Below are 16,306 nucleotides of genomic sequence, written 5' to 3' on the forward strand. Positions count from 1 at the left end.
GGTCGTGAGGGCCAAGAAGGTCGAGGAGAACGAGAAGGCGTCGGTCGCTCCAGCCCCCTCGGCGTCACTCATGCCCCCTCCGGGCCCCTCAGCGTCACTCAACCCCCTCAGGACCCCTCGCCCGCGCCCCCTCAGGAGCTCTCGGCCGTCAAGTAGCGCTGCACCGTAGGGGCGAGCCACTCGATGACCTCGTCGCGGGACATCGCGGCCGTGGGCGGGAAGCGCAGCACATAGCGGGTCAGGGCCATGCCCAGGATCTGCGCGGACACCAGGGCGGCCCGGCGCGGAGCGTCGTCCGGGTCGGGGCAGACCGCGGCGGCGAGCGGCACCATTTGCTCGGAGAAGATCGCCCGCACCCGTTCGGCGCCGGCCGCGTTGGTGACGCCGACCCGGAGCAGGGCGGTCAGCACGTCGTCGCCCTCCCAGCGGTCGAAGAAATGGGCCACGAGCGCCGCGCCTAGGCTCTCGGCGGGCAGCGTGTCCGGTGCCGGAAAGCCCAGCTGGATCTCGCAGGCCGCCGCGAACAGGCCCTCCTTGTTGCCGTAGTACCGCATCACCATCGACGGGTCGATCCCCGCGTCCCGGGCGATGGCGCGGATGGTCGCGCGTTCGTAGCCGTCAGCCGCGAAGCGCTCGCGGGCGGCTTCGAGGATTGCCGCCTTGGTCGCTCCGGACGTGCGGCGGGGGCCTCCGGCGGTGGCTTCGGTCGTCATGCCAACAAATGTAGGCCAACGGTTGTTGACACGCCAGTCCTTGCGGTTCTACATTGGCCAACAAGCGTTGACCCACAAGCGTTGACCCACAGGCGTTGACCCACAGGCGTTGACCCAGAAGTAGTGTCCATGAGCAGTGGCCCACGACTGTTGGCCTACAAACGTTGGCCCGCAAGCGTTGGCCTACGACCGTTGATCACCGACCTTCGACCGACAGGGCGCCGATTGGTACGTGCCCACGGTCGGCATCCAGGAGGCAGCCATGAACGACTCCACCCCCACCCCGGCCCCCACCCCCACCCCCACTCCCGACGCCGCGTTAACCGCCGACGTCCTCGTCGTCGGTTCCGGGCCCACCGGGCTTCTCCTCGCGGGCGACCTGGCCGCCGCGGGCGTGAGCGTCACCGTCGTCGAACGCCGGCCGCGCGGGATCAGCAACATGACGCGCGCCTTCGGCGTCCACGCGCGCACCCTCGAAGCGCTCGACGCCCGCGGCCTCGCCGAGGAGCTGGTCAAGAGGGGCACCACCATCAGCCGCATGGACATGTTCGGCCACGTCACCGTCGACCTGACGCGGCTGCGCTCACGCTTCCCCTTCCTGCTGGTCTCCCCGCAGTACGAGATGGAGCGCCTCCTGGAGCGACGGGCCCTGGCCGAAGGCGTCCAATTCCGGTATGGGACCGAGCTGTTGGGCCTGCGTCAGGACCGCGACGGCGTCACCGCAGAGCTGCGGGAAGGCAGCAGTGGGCGGCTCCTCACCGCCCGCTCCCGCTACCTCGTCGGCACCGACGGCGCGCGCAGCGGGGTCCGCGAAGCGCTCGGGGTGCCGTTCCCCGGCGCGTCCGTGATCCACTCGATCGTGCTGGCGGACGTGCGGCTCGACAAGGAGCCGGACGTGATGCTCAGCGTCAAGGGCGCCGGCGACTCCTTCGCCGTCATCGCCCCGTTCGGCGACGGCTACTTCCGGGTCATGGGGTGGAACCGCAACCATCAGGTCCCCGACACCGCCCCCGTCGACCTCGACGAGCTCCGCCTCATCGCCCGCGAGGCTCTCGGCTCCGACCTCGGGCTGCACGACCCCCGCTGGATCTCCCGCTTCCACAGCGACGAACGCCAGGCCCCGTCCTACCGGGTCGGCCGCGCCTTCCTCGCCGGAGACGCCGCCCACGTCCACTCCCCCGCCGGCGGCCAGGGCATGAACACCGGCCTCCAGGACGCCGCGAACCTCTCCTGGAAGCTCGCCGCCGCGCTGCGCGGCCGTGTCGCCGACCCCGAGGCGCTGCTCGACAGCTACGAGGCGGAACGCCACCCGGTCGGCGCGTCGGTGCTGCGCAGCAGCGGTGCCCTGGTACGGCTCGCCATGGCCCACACCCCGCTGCAACGTACGGCCCGTTCGCTGGCCACCCGCACCCTCAACTCCGTACGCCCGGCCGCCGACAAGGCGCTCGGGATGATCAGCGGCATCGGCATCTCCTACCGCGCCGAGCGCGGATCGCACCCGCTCACCGGCAGGCGCGCTCCCGACCTCGCCCTCGCGGACGGCCGTCTCTATGAGGCGCTGCGGCGGGGCGAGTTCGTCCTCGTGACACCGCGCGGCGCCCGGAGCGCGGGGCCCAAGGGCGCGACTTCCAACCATGTGGCGCCCGAGGGCGTGGTGTGCGCGCAGTGGAGGAGCGGGCGCGGCAGCACGCTGCTCGTGCGGCCCGACGGATACGTCGCCTGGGCGAGCGACCGCCCGGACCCGACCGGGCTGCGCGCGGCGCTCGACCGCTGGACGGGGCACGGGGTGGAGCGGACGGTCACCGCGTAAGGCCGTTCAGAGCGAGTACGCGTTGCCGCGCCAGGCCGTCCAGTCGGAACGGGTACACGTCACCCGTGGCCAAGGCCGTCCAGCCGGAACGAGTACACGTCACCCGTGGCCAGGGCGTCCAGTCAGAACGAGTACGCGTCGCCCGTGGCCAGGGCGTCCACCCGATGGGTGTTGTTCACCAGATTGCGATCGCTGATGCCGCCGTTCCAGACGGTGTCGATGTCGACGCCCACCTCGTTCGGGGTGCCGACGGTCGCCACGTCCAGGGCGAGCTGTACTCCGCTGCCCGCGGCCCGCATCGCGCCGGTGCCGCAGTGCACCACGGCGGGGCCGGTGCGCAGACAACTCGGCGGCAGGGTGGCGTCCCGGTCGAGCGGCACCGAGAAGCGCAGCCGCACGGTGGCCCCGGCGAGCGGCGCGGGGCCGTGGTTGGCCGTCGCGAGCCAGAGGCCGAGGCGGCCGTTCCACAGGGAGACATGGCCGTGGTACGAGACGTCCGCCTCGACCCCGGCGTCGGCGGCGCCCGCCACCGGACCCGAACCCGCCGTGGTCGCGCCACCGCCGCCGTCGTCGTCGCCGGGGCCGGTCGCCCCGCTCGGCGTGCCGGTGACGATCAGCGTCGCCGCGGCCAGTACGGCGACGGCGACGGTCGCCAGGCTCCCGCGGGTTCGCGCCGCGCGGGCCCCGCGTGCCCCGCGGGCCACCCAAGCCGCCCGCACCGCCCGGGCGTTGCCAGGCCGGCCCACACCGCCGGACTCACCTACCCCGCTCGCCTGGCCCACACCGCCCGGCGTGCCCACACCACCCGGCTCAGCCGCGCCACATGCTCGACGCAATCCGCTCAATCCGCTCAATCCGCTCGATCTGTTCCATCTGTTCATCACACGAACGACCATGGGCGAAAAGGTACCTTTCACCCCCTATTTCGCCGGAACGCCACCCCGAGCCCGCCCGGAACCGAATCCGCGGAACTCGAAACCCCCGGAACCCCGGAGCACCGGAGCACCGGAGCACCGGAACCGCGGAGCATTCCTCGGGCGTCGGCCCGCCCATGTCACCCTGGCCCCATGCTCGTCGCCCGCTCCGTGCTCCTGTTCGTCCTGGCCGCCCTGTTCGAGATCGGCGGCGCCTGGCTCGTATGGCAGGGCGTGCGGGAGCACCGGGGCTGGGTCTGGATCGGCGCCGGTGTCCTCGCGCTCGGCGTCTACGGCTTCGTGGCGACGCTGCAGCCGGACGCCGAGTTCGGCCGGATTCTCGCCGCGTACGGCGGTGTGTTCGTGGCGGGCTCGATCGCCTGGGGCATGGTCGCGGACGGCTACCGCCCGGACCGCTGGGACGTCACCGGCGCGCTGATCTGCCTGGCCGGGATGGCCGTGATCATGTACGCCCCGCGAGACCGCTGAGCGCGCGAGCCGCCTCCCTCACCTCTACCCCCGCCGCCCCCGAGCCCGTACGTCCGCGCTGCTCGGGACCGTCGACCCGGCAAGGCCGGGCGTGCGCCGGCCCGGCAACGCGGCCGCGCGCCGGCCCGCCTGTCCTGGCCGCCTATCCTGGCGGCGTACTCACCACACGCGCGAGGAGCACGACATGACTGCCGCCGGGACCCCGATCGCCGTCGTCACCGGAGCGAGCAGCGGGATCGGTGCCGCCACCGCCCGCGGGCTCGCCGCCGCCGGCTACCGCGTGGTGGTGACCGCCCGCCGCAAGGACCGCATCGAGGCGCTCGCGGCCGAGATCATCGAGGCGGGCCACCAGGCGACGGCGTACCCGCTGGACGTGACGGACCGCGCCGCCGTCGACGAGTTCGCCACCGCGTTCAGCACCATCGGGGTGCTCGTCAACAACGCGGGCGGCGCGCTGGGCGCCGACCCGGTCGCGACCGGCGACCCGGACGACTGGCGGCAGATGTACGAGACCAACGTCATCGGCACGCTCAACCTCACCCAGGCCCTGTTGCCCGCGCTCGAAGCCTCCGGCGACGGCGCGGTCGTCATCCTGTCCTCGACGGCCGGCCACGCCACCTACGAGGGCGGCGGCGGGTACGTGGCCGCGAAGAACGGCGCGCGCGTGCTCGCCGAGACGCTCCGGCTCGAAATCCTCGGCCGCCCGGTGCGGGTCATCGAGATCGCGCCCGGCATGGTGAAGACCGACGAGTTCGCCACCACCCGCTTCCGCGGCGACACCGAGAAGGCCGCGAAGGTGTACGCGGGCGTGGCCGAGCCGCTCAGCGCCGAGGACGTCGCCGACACCATCACCTGGGCTGTGACCCGGCCCAGCCACGTCAACATCGACCTGCTGGTGGTCCGCCCCCGCGCCCAGGCCTCCAACACCAAGGTCCACCGCGAGCTGTAGCCGGCCAGGGTCCGGCCCGGGGGGCCGACCGTGTGCGCGGGAGCCCCTCGCACACGGAACGCACCTGGCCCCGGCCGGCCCGAGGCCCCCTCACCCCTTGACGCAGATCACCTGCTTGAGCTTCGCCACGACCTCCACCAGGTCGCGCTGCTGGTCCATGACCTTCTCGATCGGCTTGTACGCACCCGGGATCTCGTCCACGACGCCCGCGTCCTTGCGGCACTCCACGCCCCGGGTCTGCTCGGCCAGGTCGCGCGTGGTGAACGTCCGCTTCGCCGCGCTCCGGCTCATCCGGCGGCCGGCGCCGTGCGAGGCCGAGTTGAAGGACGCCTCGTTGCCGAGGCCCTTCACGATGTACGAGCCCGTGCCCATCGACCCCGGGATGATCCCCAACTCCCCCGCGCCCGCCCGGATCGCGCCCTTGCGGGTGACCAGCAGGTCCATGCCGTCGTACCGCTCCTCCGCCACGTAGTTGTGGTGGCAGGAGATGACAGGCTCGAAGGCGACCCTGGCCTTCTTGAACTCCTTGCGGACGACGTCCTGGAAGAGCGCCATCATGATCGCCCGGTTGTACTTGGCGTACTCCTGCGCCCAGAACAGGTCGTTGCGGTACGCCGCCATCTGCGGGGTGTCCGCGATGAAGACGGCGAGGTCGCGGTCGACGAGGTTCTGATTGTGCGGCAGTGCGCGCGCCTCGCCGATGTGGAAGTCGGCGAGCTCCTTGCCGATGTTGCGCGACCCGGAGTGCAGCATCAGCCAGACCGCGCCCGACTCGTCCAGGCAGAACTCCACGAAGTGGTTGCCCGAGCCGAGCGTCCCCATCTGCTGCGCGGCGCGCTCCGCACGGAACTTGACCGCATCGGCGATCCCCCCGAACCGCTCCCAGAACCCGTCCCACCCCGACAGCGGGAAGCCATGCAGCCGGCCCGGGTCCACCGGTGACGTGTGCAGGCCGCGCCCCACCGGGATGGCCTGCTCGATCTTCGAGCGGAGCCGGGAGAGGTCGCCCGGCAGGTCGTTGGCGGTCAGGGAGGTCTTGACCGCGGACATGCCGCAGCCGATGTCGACGCCGACCGCGGCGGGGCACACCGCGCCGTGCAGGGCGATGACCGAACCCACCGTGGCGCCCTTGCCGTAGTGGACGTCGGGCATCACCGCGAGCCCCTTGATCCACGGCAGGGTGGCGACGTTGTGCAACTGCTGCATCGCGCCCGCGTCGACCGACGCCGGGTCGGTCCACATCCTGATGGACACCCGCGCCCCGGGCATCTCCGTGTACGACATAATTCTTCGATCCCCCGTGAGTGAGAACCCGTCAGCGAAAACCGTGGACGGAAAGCGGCGTGAAAGCCGCATGACGCACGTATCGCAAAAACTGGCACCAAGGACCACAACCAGGACAGTGGACCGGCGTTCACAGGTGCACGTGCGATACACATTGTGTCCGGCCACCGCCCCGCGGCGGCAACCGGTTTTCCCCCACCGTCGTCCTGCTGGAAGGAGCCTTCGCACCGTGCAGCGAAAGGCGTATGTGCCTGGTCTCGCACTCCTGGTGGCGCTCGCCTCCGGCTGTTCCGCGGCCTCCGGATCCGACGGATCGAGCACCGACTCCAAGGGCGGCGTGACCAAGTCCGCCCCCGCGCCGCCCGGCAAGTACCGCACCCTGCCCGAGCCCTGCCACGCGGTGGCCCGGAGCACGCTCAAGGACATGCTGCCGGGCGCGGCCTCCCTCGCCGACGCCGACGCCGCGAAGGAGTACGCCGGCTCCGCCGACCTGACCTACGACACCGACCGCAGGGTCGGCTGTCGCTGGAAGGACGAGACGGCCGACGGTGTGCGAAGGCTCACGGTCGACTTCGAGCGGGTGGTGTCGTACGACCCCACCGTGAGCGACGACGACCAGACCCAGCAGCTGTACGCGAAGAAGGAGGCGGCGGCCAACCTGCCCGCGCCCCGCAGCTCCGCGCCGGCTTCCCCGTCCCCCTCGGGACCGCCCGCCTCCCCGAGCGCGTCGGGGTCGTCCGCACCGCCCACGGCCAAGGCCTCCGGCGGATCCGCGGGCTCCGGCGCCCCGGTCCTGGCCCCCGGCCGCCCGGTCTCCCCGAGCGGCACCCCCTCGCCCGGCGGCACCGGCCCCACGACCTCGCCGAGCCCCTCGGACGGCGCCGACCCGGGCGGCCTCCAGCCGCGCAGGCTCAGTGGGCTCGGCGACGCCGCGTTCATCAACGACGTGGCGTCCCAGGCCGGCACCGGCGGCGGCGCGGGCGCCGGACAACGTACCGTCACAGTGGTCTTCCGTACGTCCAACGTCATCGTGACCATCGAGTACGCCGCCCAGGCCATGGCATCCGCCGCGGTCCCCGACAGCAAGGAGCTGCAGGAGCAGGCCCAGGCCATGGCCGGCAGGCTCGTCGAGCAGTTCAACGAATAGCGCGCCAGCGCGAAGAACGAAGAGCGAAGGAATCATGCACCGATCAGCCCCGGCCACCCCCGAAAAGGCGCACGCCCCGGCCCCGCGCATCCGGCTCGCCCGTGTCCTCGCCTGTGCCGCCGTCCCTGTGATGCTCGTCGCAGTGGGCTGTTCCTCCGACTCGGGCGGCGACAAGAAGAAGCCGGACTCGGCGTCCGCCTCCTCGTCGTCCTCCGCGTCCGGCGGCAAGCAGTCCAGTGCCTCGCCCTCCCTCGCCCCGGCGAAGTTCACCAAGCTGCCCGAGCCGTGCCCGTCGATCAGCGAGAAGGCGATCGACGAGTACGTGCCGAAGGCGAAGGCCAAGGCCGGCGTGGTCGGCAAGACCTCGGACCCGCAGTCGCAGGCGAGCTGCACCTGGAACGGCCTGGAGGACAAGGGCGTCGACGGCTCGCAGTACCGCTGGCTCGACATCGACTTCAAGCGCTACGACTCCACGCCGGGCCTCGGCAGCGGTGACGTGCTGGCGCGGAAGCAGTTCGACCACGCGGTCTCGTCGGCGCAGTCCACGGACAACGCGCAGAACGTGAAGACCGCCCCGGTCTCCGGCCTCGGCGACCAGGCCACCTCGATCACGTTCGACCTGAAGAAGGACGAGGCCACCTTCCGCTACGCCGTCGTGGTGGTCCGCACCGCCAACGCCGTGATCGCCATCGACTACAACGGCACCGGCTACCAGGGCGCGGACGCACCGGACACCGGCAACGTCCAGGGCGGCGCGAACGCCCTCGCCAAGGAGGCGGTGGCGGCGGTGGCCGCCGCCAACAACAAGTAGCGCCACGGCAACCGTACGGAGTCCGGCCCTCCCCTGTGGGCCGGACTCCGTACGTATGTGCCAGGCTGTGCCCGCCAGTTGCTTGACAAGGGGAGGGGACGCGGGTGGCCGCGACTCAGCTGACACGGACGCACCGCATCCTGATCGGGGTGGTGGTCGCCGGTGCCGTGGTGATCGCCGGGATCGGTTTCGCGGGTTCGTACGCCGCGGTCCGCGAACTCGCGCTGCACAAGGGCTTCGGAAACTTCTCCTACGTCTTCCCGGTCGGCGTCGACGCGGGCATCTGTGTGCTGCTCGCCCTCGACCTGCTGCTGACCTGGATGCGGATCCCGTTCCCGCTGCTGCGCCAGACGGCCTGGCTGCTCACGGCCGCGACGATCGCCTTCAACGGCGCCGCCGCCTGGCCGGACCCGCTGGGCGTGGGCATGCACGCGGTCATCCCGGTCCTGTTCGTGGTCTCCGTGGAGGCGGCCCGGCACGCGGTCGGCCGGATCGCGGACATCACTGCCGACAAGCACATGGAGGGCGTCCGCCTCACCCGCTGGCTGCTCTCGCCCATCCCCACCTTCCGGCTGTGGCGGCGGATGAAGCTGTGGGAGCTGCGCAGCTACGAGCAGGTCATCAAGCTCGAACAGGACCGGCTGGTCTACCGGGCACGCCTCCAGGCCGTCTACGGCCGCGCCTGGCGCCGCAAGGCCCCCATCGAGTCCCTGATGCCGCTGCGGCTCGCCAAGTTCGGCGTGCCGCTCGCCGAGACCGCGCCCGCCGGTCTCGCCGCGGCCGGCATGGACCCGGTGCTGCTTCCGCCGGCGCCGGAGCCCCCGCGCCCCGAGCCGCAGCCGGAGCTGCCGCCCGCGCACACCCACACCCCGCCCGAGGAGCCCCCGCGCCAGACCCGGGAGCAGGCGCAGGAACCGTGGCCCGAGCAGGAGCCGGGCTACATCGAGCCGGAGCACCCGACCACGCACGAGAGCCCCTGGTTCGCCGCCCAGCACATCTCGCCCGAGGAGTACGCGGGCACGTACGACCCGGCCTTCGCCGAGCCCGGCCCCGAGCAGACGCAGCAGGCGCAGCCGGAGCGGGAGCCGGTGATGGTCCCCTCGGGCCCCGGACGCGAACGCCCCCTCGGCGTGCCCGCCCCGCGCGCGAGCGGCCCGCGCGCGAGCGGCCCGCAGCCCGCGCCGGAGCAGGAGGAAGCGCCCCGGCCCGTCCCGACGGAGGACGAGTTCGCCCAGTTCGCGGAGCTCGCCTATGACGTGTTTAGCCAGCACGTGAACAGTGAGGGCGACTACCCCACCGTCGAGACCCTCGACATAAAGCTGACGGACGAGCACGGCGTCGGCTACCCCGAGAGCGCCACCGTGCTGCGCCAGCTGTACCCGCAGTTCAAGCGCCACTTCGAGGCGACCCGGGACGCCGAGGACTACATCGCCTGACGGTACGTCAGCAACCGTACTGGCCGTACTGGTACGTCCACTTGAGCCGGACACGCAGAGGGCCGCCACCCGCACCGGGTGGCGGCCCTCTGCTCTGCGGGACGATCAGGCGGCGAGCAGCTTGCGCACCCGGTCAGCGCCCACGGCGAGCAGCAGCGTGGGCAGGCGCGGGCCCGTCTCGCGGCCCACCAGGAGCGTGTAGAGCAGCGCGAAGAACGAGCGCTGGGCGACCTTCAGCTCCGGCGTCGGCTTGGCGTCCGGCGCCAGGCCCGCCATCACCTTCGGCACGCCGTAGACGAGCGTGGTCAGGCCGTCGAGCGACCAGTGCGCGTCGAGGCCCTCGACGAGCAGACGCAGCGACTCGCGGCTCTGCTCGTCGAGCGAGGCGAGCAGCTCGGTGTCGGGCTCCTCGCGGACCAGGGTGCGCTGGTCGGCCGGGACCTGGGTGGTGATCCAGTTCTCGGCGCGGTCCAGACGCGGCCGCACCTCGTCGAGCGAGGTGACCGGGTTGGCCGGGTCGAGCTCGGTGAGGATGCGCAGGGTCTGGTCCTCGTGGCCGGCCGTCACATCCACCACCGAGGCGAGCGTGCGGTACGGCAACGGGCGGGCGGTGCGCGGGAGTTCACCGGCAGCGGTGCGGGCGGCACGGGAGTGGGCGGCCGCGTCGGCGGGCAGCGCCGAGCCGTCGGCGACCTTCGCCTCCAGCTTGTCCCACTCGTCGTAGAGCCGCTGGATCTCCTGGTCGAAGGCGATCTTGAAGGACTGGTTGGGCCTGCGGCGCGCGTACAGCCAGCGCAGGAGCTGCGGCTCCATGATCTTCAGCGCGTCGCCCGGGGTCGGCACACCGCCCTTGGACGAGGACATCTTGGCCATGCCGCTGATGCCGACGAACGCGTACATCGGGCCGATCGGCTGGACACCGCCGAAGAGCGACACGATCTGGCCGCCGACCTGGAACGAGGAGCCCGGCGAGGAGTGGTCGACGCCGGACGGCTCGAAGACCACGCCCTCGTACGCCCAGCGCATCGGCCAGTCGACCTTCCAGACCAGCTTGCCGCGGTTGAACTCGCTGAGCCGCACGGTCTCGGAGAACGCACACGCCGAGCAGGTGTAGGTCAGCTCGGTGGTGTCGTCGTCGTACGCCGTCACGACCGTGAGGTCCTTGCCGCAACCGCCGCAGTACGGCTTGTACGGGAAGTAGCCCGTCGAGCCGGTGCCGTCGTCCTCGGCGGCGGCGCCCGAACCCTCGGCGGCCTCCACCTCGGCCTCGTCGAGGGGCTTCTGCGACTTCTTGCCCGGGGCCTTCTTCGTCCGGTACTGCTCCAGGATCGCGTCGATGTCACCGCGGTGCTTCATCGCGTGGAGCACCTGGTCGCGGTAGACGCCCGAGGTGTACTGCTCGGTCTGGCTGATGCCGTCGTACTCGACGCCGAGCTCGGCAAGCGCCGCGGTCATGGCGGCCTTGAAGTGCTCCGCCCAGTTCGGGTACGCAGAGCCCACCGGCGCGGGGACCGAGGTCAGCGGGCGGCCGATGTGCTCGTTCCACGACTCGTCCACACCGGGCACGCCGTTCGGCACCTTGCGGTAGCGGTCGTAGTCGTCCCACGAGATCAGGTGACGGACGGTGTAGCCGCGGCGGCGGATCTCGTCGGCGACCAGGTGCGGGGTCATGACCTCGCGCAGGTTGCCCAGGTGGATCGGGCCGGAGGGCGACAGGCCGGACGCGACGACGACCACCGGGGCTTCGGCGGGAGATTTCGCGGCGTCGGGCGCACGTCGCTCCGACTCGGCGATGACATCGTCCGCGAAACGGGAGACCCAGTCGGTCTCGGTGGTGCTCTGAGCCACGGTCGGCACGTCCTTCTTTCTCGTACTGCCTTCGTCTGCCTGAGAGAGGCCGGCACGGCCATTCTCCCAGACGGAAGGAGCACCTCCGGGGTTGCCCGTATCTCCGGAGAAAGGGGCGGGGGCCGCGTGGGAGAATCGGAGGGCAAACGTCCTCACTCCCGATCACTCCCGACAGGAACGGCACCTCATGGCCTCGGTCCATTCCCTCGCTTCCACTGTCCAGCAGCGCCTGGCGGACGCTCTCTCGGCTGCCCTGCCGGAGGCCGGCTCCACCGACCCGCTGCTGCGCCGAAGCGACCGGGCCGACTTCCAGGCCAACGGGATCCTCGCCCTCGCGAAGAAGCTGAAGGGCAACCCGCGCGAGCTCGCGGCCAAGGTCGTCGACCAGGTCGGCGGTGACGTCATCAAGGAGATCGAGGTCTCGGGCCCCGGCTTCCTCAACATCATGCTCGCCGACAAGGCGATCATCGAGACGCTCGCCGCGCGCGCCGCCGACGACCGGCTCGGCGTGCCCCTGAAGGAGAATCCGGGCGTCACGGTCATCGACTACGCCCAGCCCAACGTGGCCAAGGAGATGCACGTCGGCCACCTGCGGTCGGCGGTCATCGGCGACGCGCTGCGCGGCATGCTCGACTTCACCGGCGAGAAGACGATCGGCCGGCACCACATCGGCGACTGGGGCACCCAGTTCGGCATGCTCATCCAGTACCTGATCGAGAACCCCGGCGAGCTGGCCCCGGCCGACGACGTCGACGGCGAGCAGGCCATGTCGAACCTGAACCGGGTGTACAAGGCGTCGCGCGCGGTCTTCGATTCCGACGAGGAGTTCAAGGAGCGGGCCCGCAAGCGGGTCGTCGCCCTGCAATCCGGCGACCAGGAGACCCTGGAGCTGTGGCAGCAGTTCGTGGACGAGTCGAAGGTCTACTTCTACTCGGTCTTCGAGAAGCTGGACATGGAGATCCGCGACGACGAGATCGTCGGCGAGTCCGCGTACAACGACCTGATGCCGGAGACGGCGCGGCTCCTTGAGGAGTCCGGGGTCGCGGTGCGCTCCGAGGGCGCGCTCGTGGTCTTCTTCGACGAGATCCGGGGCAAGGACGACCAGCCGGTCCCGCTGATCGTGCAGAAGGCCGACGGCGGCTTCGGCTACGCGGCCTCCGACCTCTCGGCGATCCGCAACCGGGTCACCGAGCTGGCCGCGACCTCGCTGATCTACGTCGTCGACGTGCGGCAGTCGCTGCACTTCAGGATGGTCTTCGAGACGGCCCGCCGGGCGGGCTGGCTCGGCGACGACGTCACCGCGCACAACATGGGCTACGGCACGGTGCTCGGCGCGGACGGCAAGCCGTTCAAGACCCGTGAGGGCGAGACGGTCAAGCTGGAGGACCTCCTGGACGAGGCCGCCGAGCGGGCCACCGCCGTGGTGCGCGAGAAGGCCGAGAAAGTGGGCCTGAGCGAGGCGGAGATCGTCGAGAACGGGCGGTACGTCGGCATCGGCGCGGTCAAGTACGCCGACCTCTCCACCTCGGCGAACCGGGACTACAAGTTCGACCTGGACCAGATGGTGTCGCTCAACGGCGACACGTCGGTGTACATCCAGTATGCGTACGCCCGGATCAAGTCGATCCTGCGCAAGGCGGACCACGTCGCGCCCGCCGCCCACCCGGAGCTCGAACTCGCCCCGGCGGAGCGGGCGATGGCCCTGCACCTGGACGCGTTCGGCGACCTGGTCTTCGAGGCGGCTGCCGAGTACGCGCCGCACAAGGTGGCCGCGTACCTGTTCCAACTGGCTTCGCTGTTCACGACGTTCTACGACCAGTGCCCGGTCCTGAAGGCCGACACCGAGGCGCAGGTCGAGAACCGGCTGTTCCTGTCCGAGCTGACCGCGCGGACGCTCAACCGGGGCCTGGCCCTGCTCGGCATCCGGACGCCCGAGCGCCTGTAGTCAGCGTCAACTCCCGCGCGGGAGGGGCTGGTTGTTCACTGGACGTCCAGCTTCTCCCACGCGTTGCTGTCCGTGTTGTAGTCGTACGACGGCCGGCCCTTGATCGCGGCGGTGTGGAACGGCTTGCCGCCGTCGTTCACCGTGACCCTGCCGGAGCGTTCGCCGCTGCTCCAGCCGACCTCCAGGTACCAGCTGACGTCGTGGCCCTCGGTGTGCACGTTCAGGTCGAAGACCTCGGGGTCGCTCGTGGACACCTTGAACGGGAAGTCCTTGGCGGGCACGACGTCGTCACCCTGGTGACCGGCGATCGGCTTGCTGACCGGCTGCGGCGCGTCCAGGTCGATGTCGAAGGACTGCGGTACGACGCCGCCGCCGCAGCCCGACCCCATCGAGTACGCCGTCCAGTCGAGCGGCGCCTCGCGCCCCACCACGCGCACGCCGATCCCGGTGATCACCACCGCGTCGTCGCCCTTGCCGGTCGTGGTGAGCTCCAGCTTGAGGTCCCCGCCGTCCACCCCGCCGAGCGCCCGCGCCCAGGAGCGCCGGTCCTGCACGTTGGGCGGGGGCGGCGGCACGGCGGTGGGCTTCTGGTCGAGCAGGTAGTACTTGCCGCAGGGCGTGTCCCAGTCGTACGAGCTGATGCCCACGCTGACGGGCGTGCCGCTCGCCGCACTGTGCTTCGGCTGCACCTTCGGGCCCGGGGCGCCGGACGAGGACGAGGAGGACGCGGAGGGTGAGCCGGACGGGCTCGGGCTCCTGCTGGGCACGGCGCTGGGGCCGGCGGACATGGGCGGCCGGGCGCTGCCCGTGACCGGGTTCGTACGCGCGGCGGTGTCGGCGACGGTGTCGCTGCGGGCCGGGCCTCCCGACAGCGCGGCGACGGCCGTGACCGGCACGGCGACCGCGACAACGGCAGCACCGATGAGCACGAGCCGCGTCCTGCGCCCGAGCGGGCGCACCGGGACGAGCCGCGCGAGACGGGAGCGCGGCGCGGGGGGCCGGCCGGTGGGTCGTTCGGCGGGGCCGACGGCGGGTAGTTCGGCGGGGTCGAGGGCGGGTGGCTCGATGGGGGCGGGGGCGGGCTCCACGGCGGGGCCGGGGGCGGCTGACTCGTTGGGGCCGGGGGCGGCTGACTCGTTGGGGCCAGGGGCGGGTGGCTCGGCGGGGCCGGGGGCGGGTGGCTCGGCGGACCCGACGGCGGGGTCGGTGTTGCGGGGCGCGGTGCGGTCGGTGTCGAGGTCGGTCGCCCCCGCACTCGCCCCCGGCCCCGCACTCGCACCCTGTCCCGCGCCGCGTGCCCGGCGGCGGGCCTCGTCCGCCAGGATCCAGCGCCGGTGCAGCTCGACGGACTCCTCGGGGCTCGCGCCGCACAGCCGGGCGAGCCGGTCGACGGGCGCGTACTCGGTGGGGACCGCGTCCCCGTTGCAGTACCGGTGGAGCGTGGACGTACTCATGTGCAGCCGGCCGGCCAGCACCCCGTAGCTGCGCCCCGAGCGGTCCTTCAACTCCCGCAGCAGCGCCGCGAACTGCTCGGACTCCGTTGTCGCCATGCCCCGGTTCCCTCCCCATCCATCCCAGGAACGCATTCCAGGGACAGGTTGTTTCCCCAGGTCAAAGGGTGTTTCAGCGTTCCAGCTTCCCCCATTGTCCCTTGCTCGTTGCCGGGCCGCCGGACCGGCCCGCAAGGTAGGTGCAGCAAGCAGCCGAACAGCTCGCTCCGGGGAGCAACCCATGCGATTCCGCATCCGGTTCAACGTGACGGACTCGATGGCCGTGGTCGTCCTGGCCGCGTCCATCGCAACGCTCGTCACGCTGATCCACCACTACCGCCGCTGACGCGCACAGACCGCGGACCGGCACACCACCTCACCTACTCACACGGGGAGCACCCTCACCATGCGTACCAGCGCCTTCCGCATCGCCGCCGCCGCGACCTCCACCCTCGTCGCCGCCCTCGCCCTGACCGCCTGTGGCGGCGACGGCTCGGACGGCGGCTCGACGGCCGCCGAGAAGCCGTCGTCGGTCTCCCCCGCCGCCACCCCGGCGGGCGACAGCAAGGGCTCGGGCACGGACTCGGGCCCCGGCAAGGACTCAGGTACGGGTACGGGCTCGAGCAAGGGCGCGGGCTCGGCCTCCGCCCAGCACCCTGGGGGCGGGACGGGCGGCGGGTCCGGCAGCGCCGGCAACTCGGGCGGCAAGTCCGCGAAGAAGCCCTCTTCCGGGGGCGGTTCCTCCGACGCGTCCTGCACCGGCGCGAACGTGAAGCTGACCGCGACGCCGGTAACGCGTCCGATCAACCACATACTGCTGACGGTCACCAACACCGGTTCGACCCTGTGCAACGCCTACTACGCGCCGTCCGTGTCCTTCTTCGACGACCAGCAGTCGCCGCTCGCCGTGGACAAGGACACGATTCCGCAGGCGGTGGTCTCGCTCTCCCCCGGCGCGTCCGCCTACGCGATGGTGCGCACGATGGGCGAGGACGACGGCAGCAAGCCGCGGACGACCTCGCACGTCTCGGTGCACTTCCAGAACAAGGACGCCAACGGCTCCACGGGCTCCGCCGCGCGGGCCTCACTCACGAAGAGCGTCGCGGTTGTGCCGAGCCAGGCGGTGGTGACGTACTGGCAGTCGGACCTGTCGGCGATCGACGCGTGGTAGCCGTCCGGCGGGTAGTCGAAATCCTGCGGGTCCCCCACCTGCCCGTGCGGCAACTCAAAACCCCGGCCCCCGGGGCTCCGCCCCAGCCCCCTTCCCCACCCGCCCGCCCGTACGGCACCTCAAGAGCACGGCCCCCGGGGCTCCGCCCCAAACCCGAAGCACCCTTCCCCGCCCGCCCGTGCGGCAACTCAAGAGTGCGGCCCCCTGGGGCTCCGCCCCAGACCCCGTTCGCGCCTGAAGGGCGCTCGTCCTCAATCGCCGGACAGGCTGAAGGTGCCGCCCGGCATCGAGCAGCGAAG

General features: G+C 71.7%; 13 protein-coding genes. 8 read left to right on the plus strand and 5 right to left on the minus strand.

Translation table 11 applies throughout. The features are described 5' to 3' along the window. Positions 1–131: 131 nt before the first annotated feature. A complete protein-coding gene (locus AB0D31_RS28675; RefSeq protein WP_362728433.1) occupies positions 132–713 on the minus strand; it encodes a TetR family transcriptional regulator in 582 nt (193 codons plus the stop codon). Between the two features lie 262 nt (positions 714–975). Here AB0D31_RS28675 and AB0D31_RS28680 point away from each other — a divergent pair, with 262 nt between their 5' ends. Further along, positions 976–2,523: an FAD-dependent monooxygenase gene (locus AB0D31_RS28680; RefSeq protein WP_362728435.1), complete on the plus strand. Its 1,548-nt coding sequence runs from the start codon at positions 976–978 to the stop codon at positions 2,521–2,523. 122 nt (positions 2,524–2,645) lie between these two features. Here AB0D31_RS28680 and AB0D31_RS28685 read toward each other — a convergent pair whose 3' ends face one another. Next, positions 2,646–3,227: a hypothetical protein gene (locus AB0D31_RS28685; RefSeq protein WP_362728437.1), complete on the minus strand. Its 582-nt coding sequence runs from the start codon at positions 3,225–3,227 to the stop codon at positions 2,646–2,648. Between the two features lie 363 nt (positions 3,228–3,590). On the opposite strand from AB0D31_RS28685, the gene AB0D31_RS28690 reads away from it, so the two are divergent. Further along, complete coding sequence (locus AB0D31_RS28690; protein ID WP_362728439.1) at positions 3,591–3,926, plus strand: YnfA family protein; 336 nt, start codon at positions 3,591–3,593, stop codon at positions 3,924–3,926. Positions 3,927–4,110: 184 nt separating this feature from the next. Further along, complete coding sequence (locus AB0D31_RS28695; protein WP_362728441.1) at positions 4,111–4,875, plus strand: SDR family NAD(P)-dependent oxidoreductase; 765 nt, start codon at positions 4,111–4,113, stop codon at positions 4,873–4,875. A gap of 90 nt (positions 4,876–4,965) precedes the next feature. Here AB0D31_RS28695 and AB0D31_RS28700 read toward each other — a convergent pair whose 3' ends face one another. Further along, positions 4,966–6,159 carry an RtcB family protein gene (locus AB0D31_RS28700; protein ID WP_362728443.1) on the minus strand — a complete coding sequence of 398 codons (1,194 nt, stop codon included), beginning with the start codon at positions 6,157–6,159 and terminating at the stop codon, positions 4,966–4,968. Between the two features lie 229 nt (positions 6,160–6,388). Here AB0D31_RS28700 and AB0D31_RS28705 point away from each other — a divergent pair, with 229 nt between their 5' ends. From AB0D31_RS28705 to AB0D31_RS28715, 3 genes are all read left to right on the plus strand, one after another. Further along, positions 6,389–7,306, plus strand: coding sequence for a DUF3558 domain-containing protein (locus AB0D31_RS28705; protein ID WP_362728445.1), 918 nt, complete (start codon positions 6,389–6,391; stop codon positions 7,304–7,306). 34 nt (positions 7,307–7,340) lie between these two features. Further along, on the plus strand, positions 7,341–8,117 hold the full coding sequence (locus tag AB0D31_RS28710; protein WP_362728447.1) for a DUF3558 domain-containing protein: 777 nt from the start codon (positions 7,341–7,343) through the stop codon (positions 8,115–8,117). 104 nt (positions 8,118–8,221) lie between these two features. Beyond that, positions 8,222–9,553: a DUF2637 domain-containing protein gene (locus AB0D31_RS28715; RefSeq protein ID WP_362728448.1), complete on the plus strand. Its 1,332-nt coding sequence runs from the start codon at positions 8,222–8,224 to the stop codon at positions 9,551–9,553. Between the two features lie 105 nt (positions 9,554–9,658). Here the strand turns inward: AB0D31_RS28715 and lysS are convergent, their stop codons facing one another. Next, positions 9,659–11,410, minus strand: coding sequence for a lysine--tRNA ligase (gene lysS / locus AB0D31_RS28720; protein WP_362728450.1), 1,752 nt, complete (start codon positions 11,408–11,410; stop codon positions 9,659–9,661). A gap of 178 nt (positions 11,411–11,588) precedes the next feature. Here lysS and argS point away from each other — a divergent pair, with 178 nt between their 5' ends. Continuing rightward, positions 11,589–13,346 carry an arginine--tRNA ligase gene (argS, locus tag AB0D31_RS28725; protein WP_362728452.1) on the plus strand — a complete coding sequence of 586 codons (1,758 nt, stop codon included), beginning with the start codon at positions 11,589–11,591 and terminating at the stop codon, positions 13,344–13,346. A 35-nt stretch (positions 13,347–13,381) separates the two neighbouring features. Here argS and AB0D31_RS28730 read toward each other — a convergent pair whose 3' ends face one another. After that, positions 13,382–14,896: a helix-turn-helix transcriptional regulator gene (locus tag AB0D31_RS28730; protein WP_362728453.1), complete on the minus strand. Its 1,515-nt coding sequence runs from the start codon at positions 14,894–14,896 to the stop codon at positions 13,382–13,384. Positions 14,897–15,242: 346 nt separating this feature from the next. On the opposite strand from AB0D31_RS28730, the gene AB0D31_RS28735 reads away from it, so the two are divergent. After that, complete coding sequence (locus AB0D31_RS28735) at positions 15,243–16,007, plus strand: DUF4232 domain-containing protein (protein ID WP_362728455.1); 765 nt, start codon at positions 15,243–15,245, stop codon at positions 16,005–16,007. Positions 16,008–16,306: the final 299 nt, after the last annotated feature.

Source organism: Streptomyces sp. NPDC048361 (assembly GCF_040651795.1).
Lineage (GTDB): Bacteria > Actinomycetota > Actinomycetes > Streptomycetales > Streptomycetaceae > Streptomyces.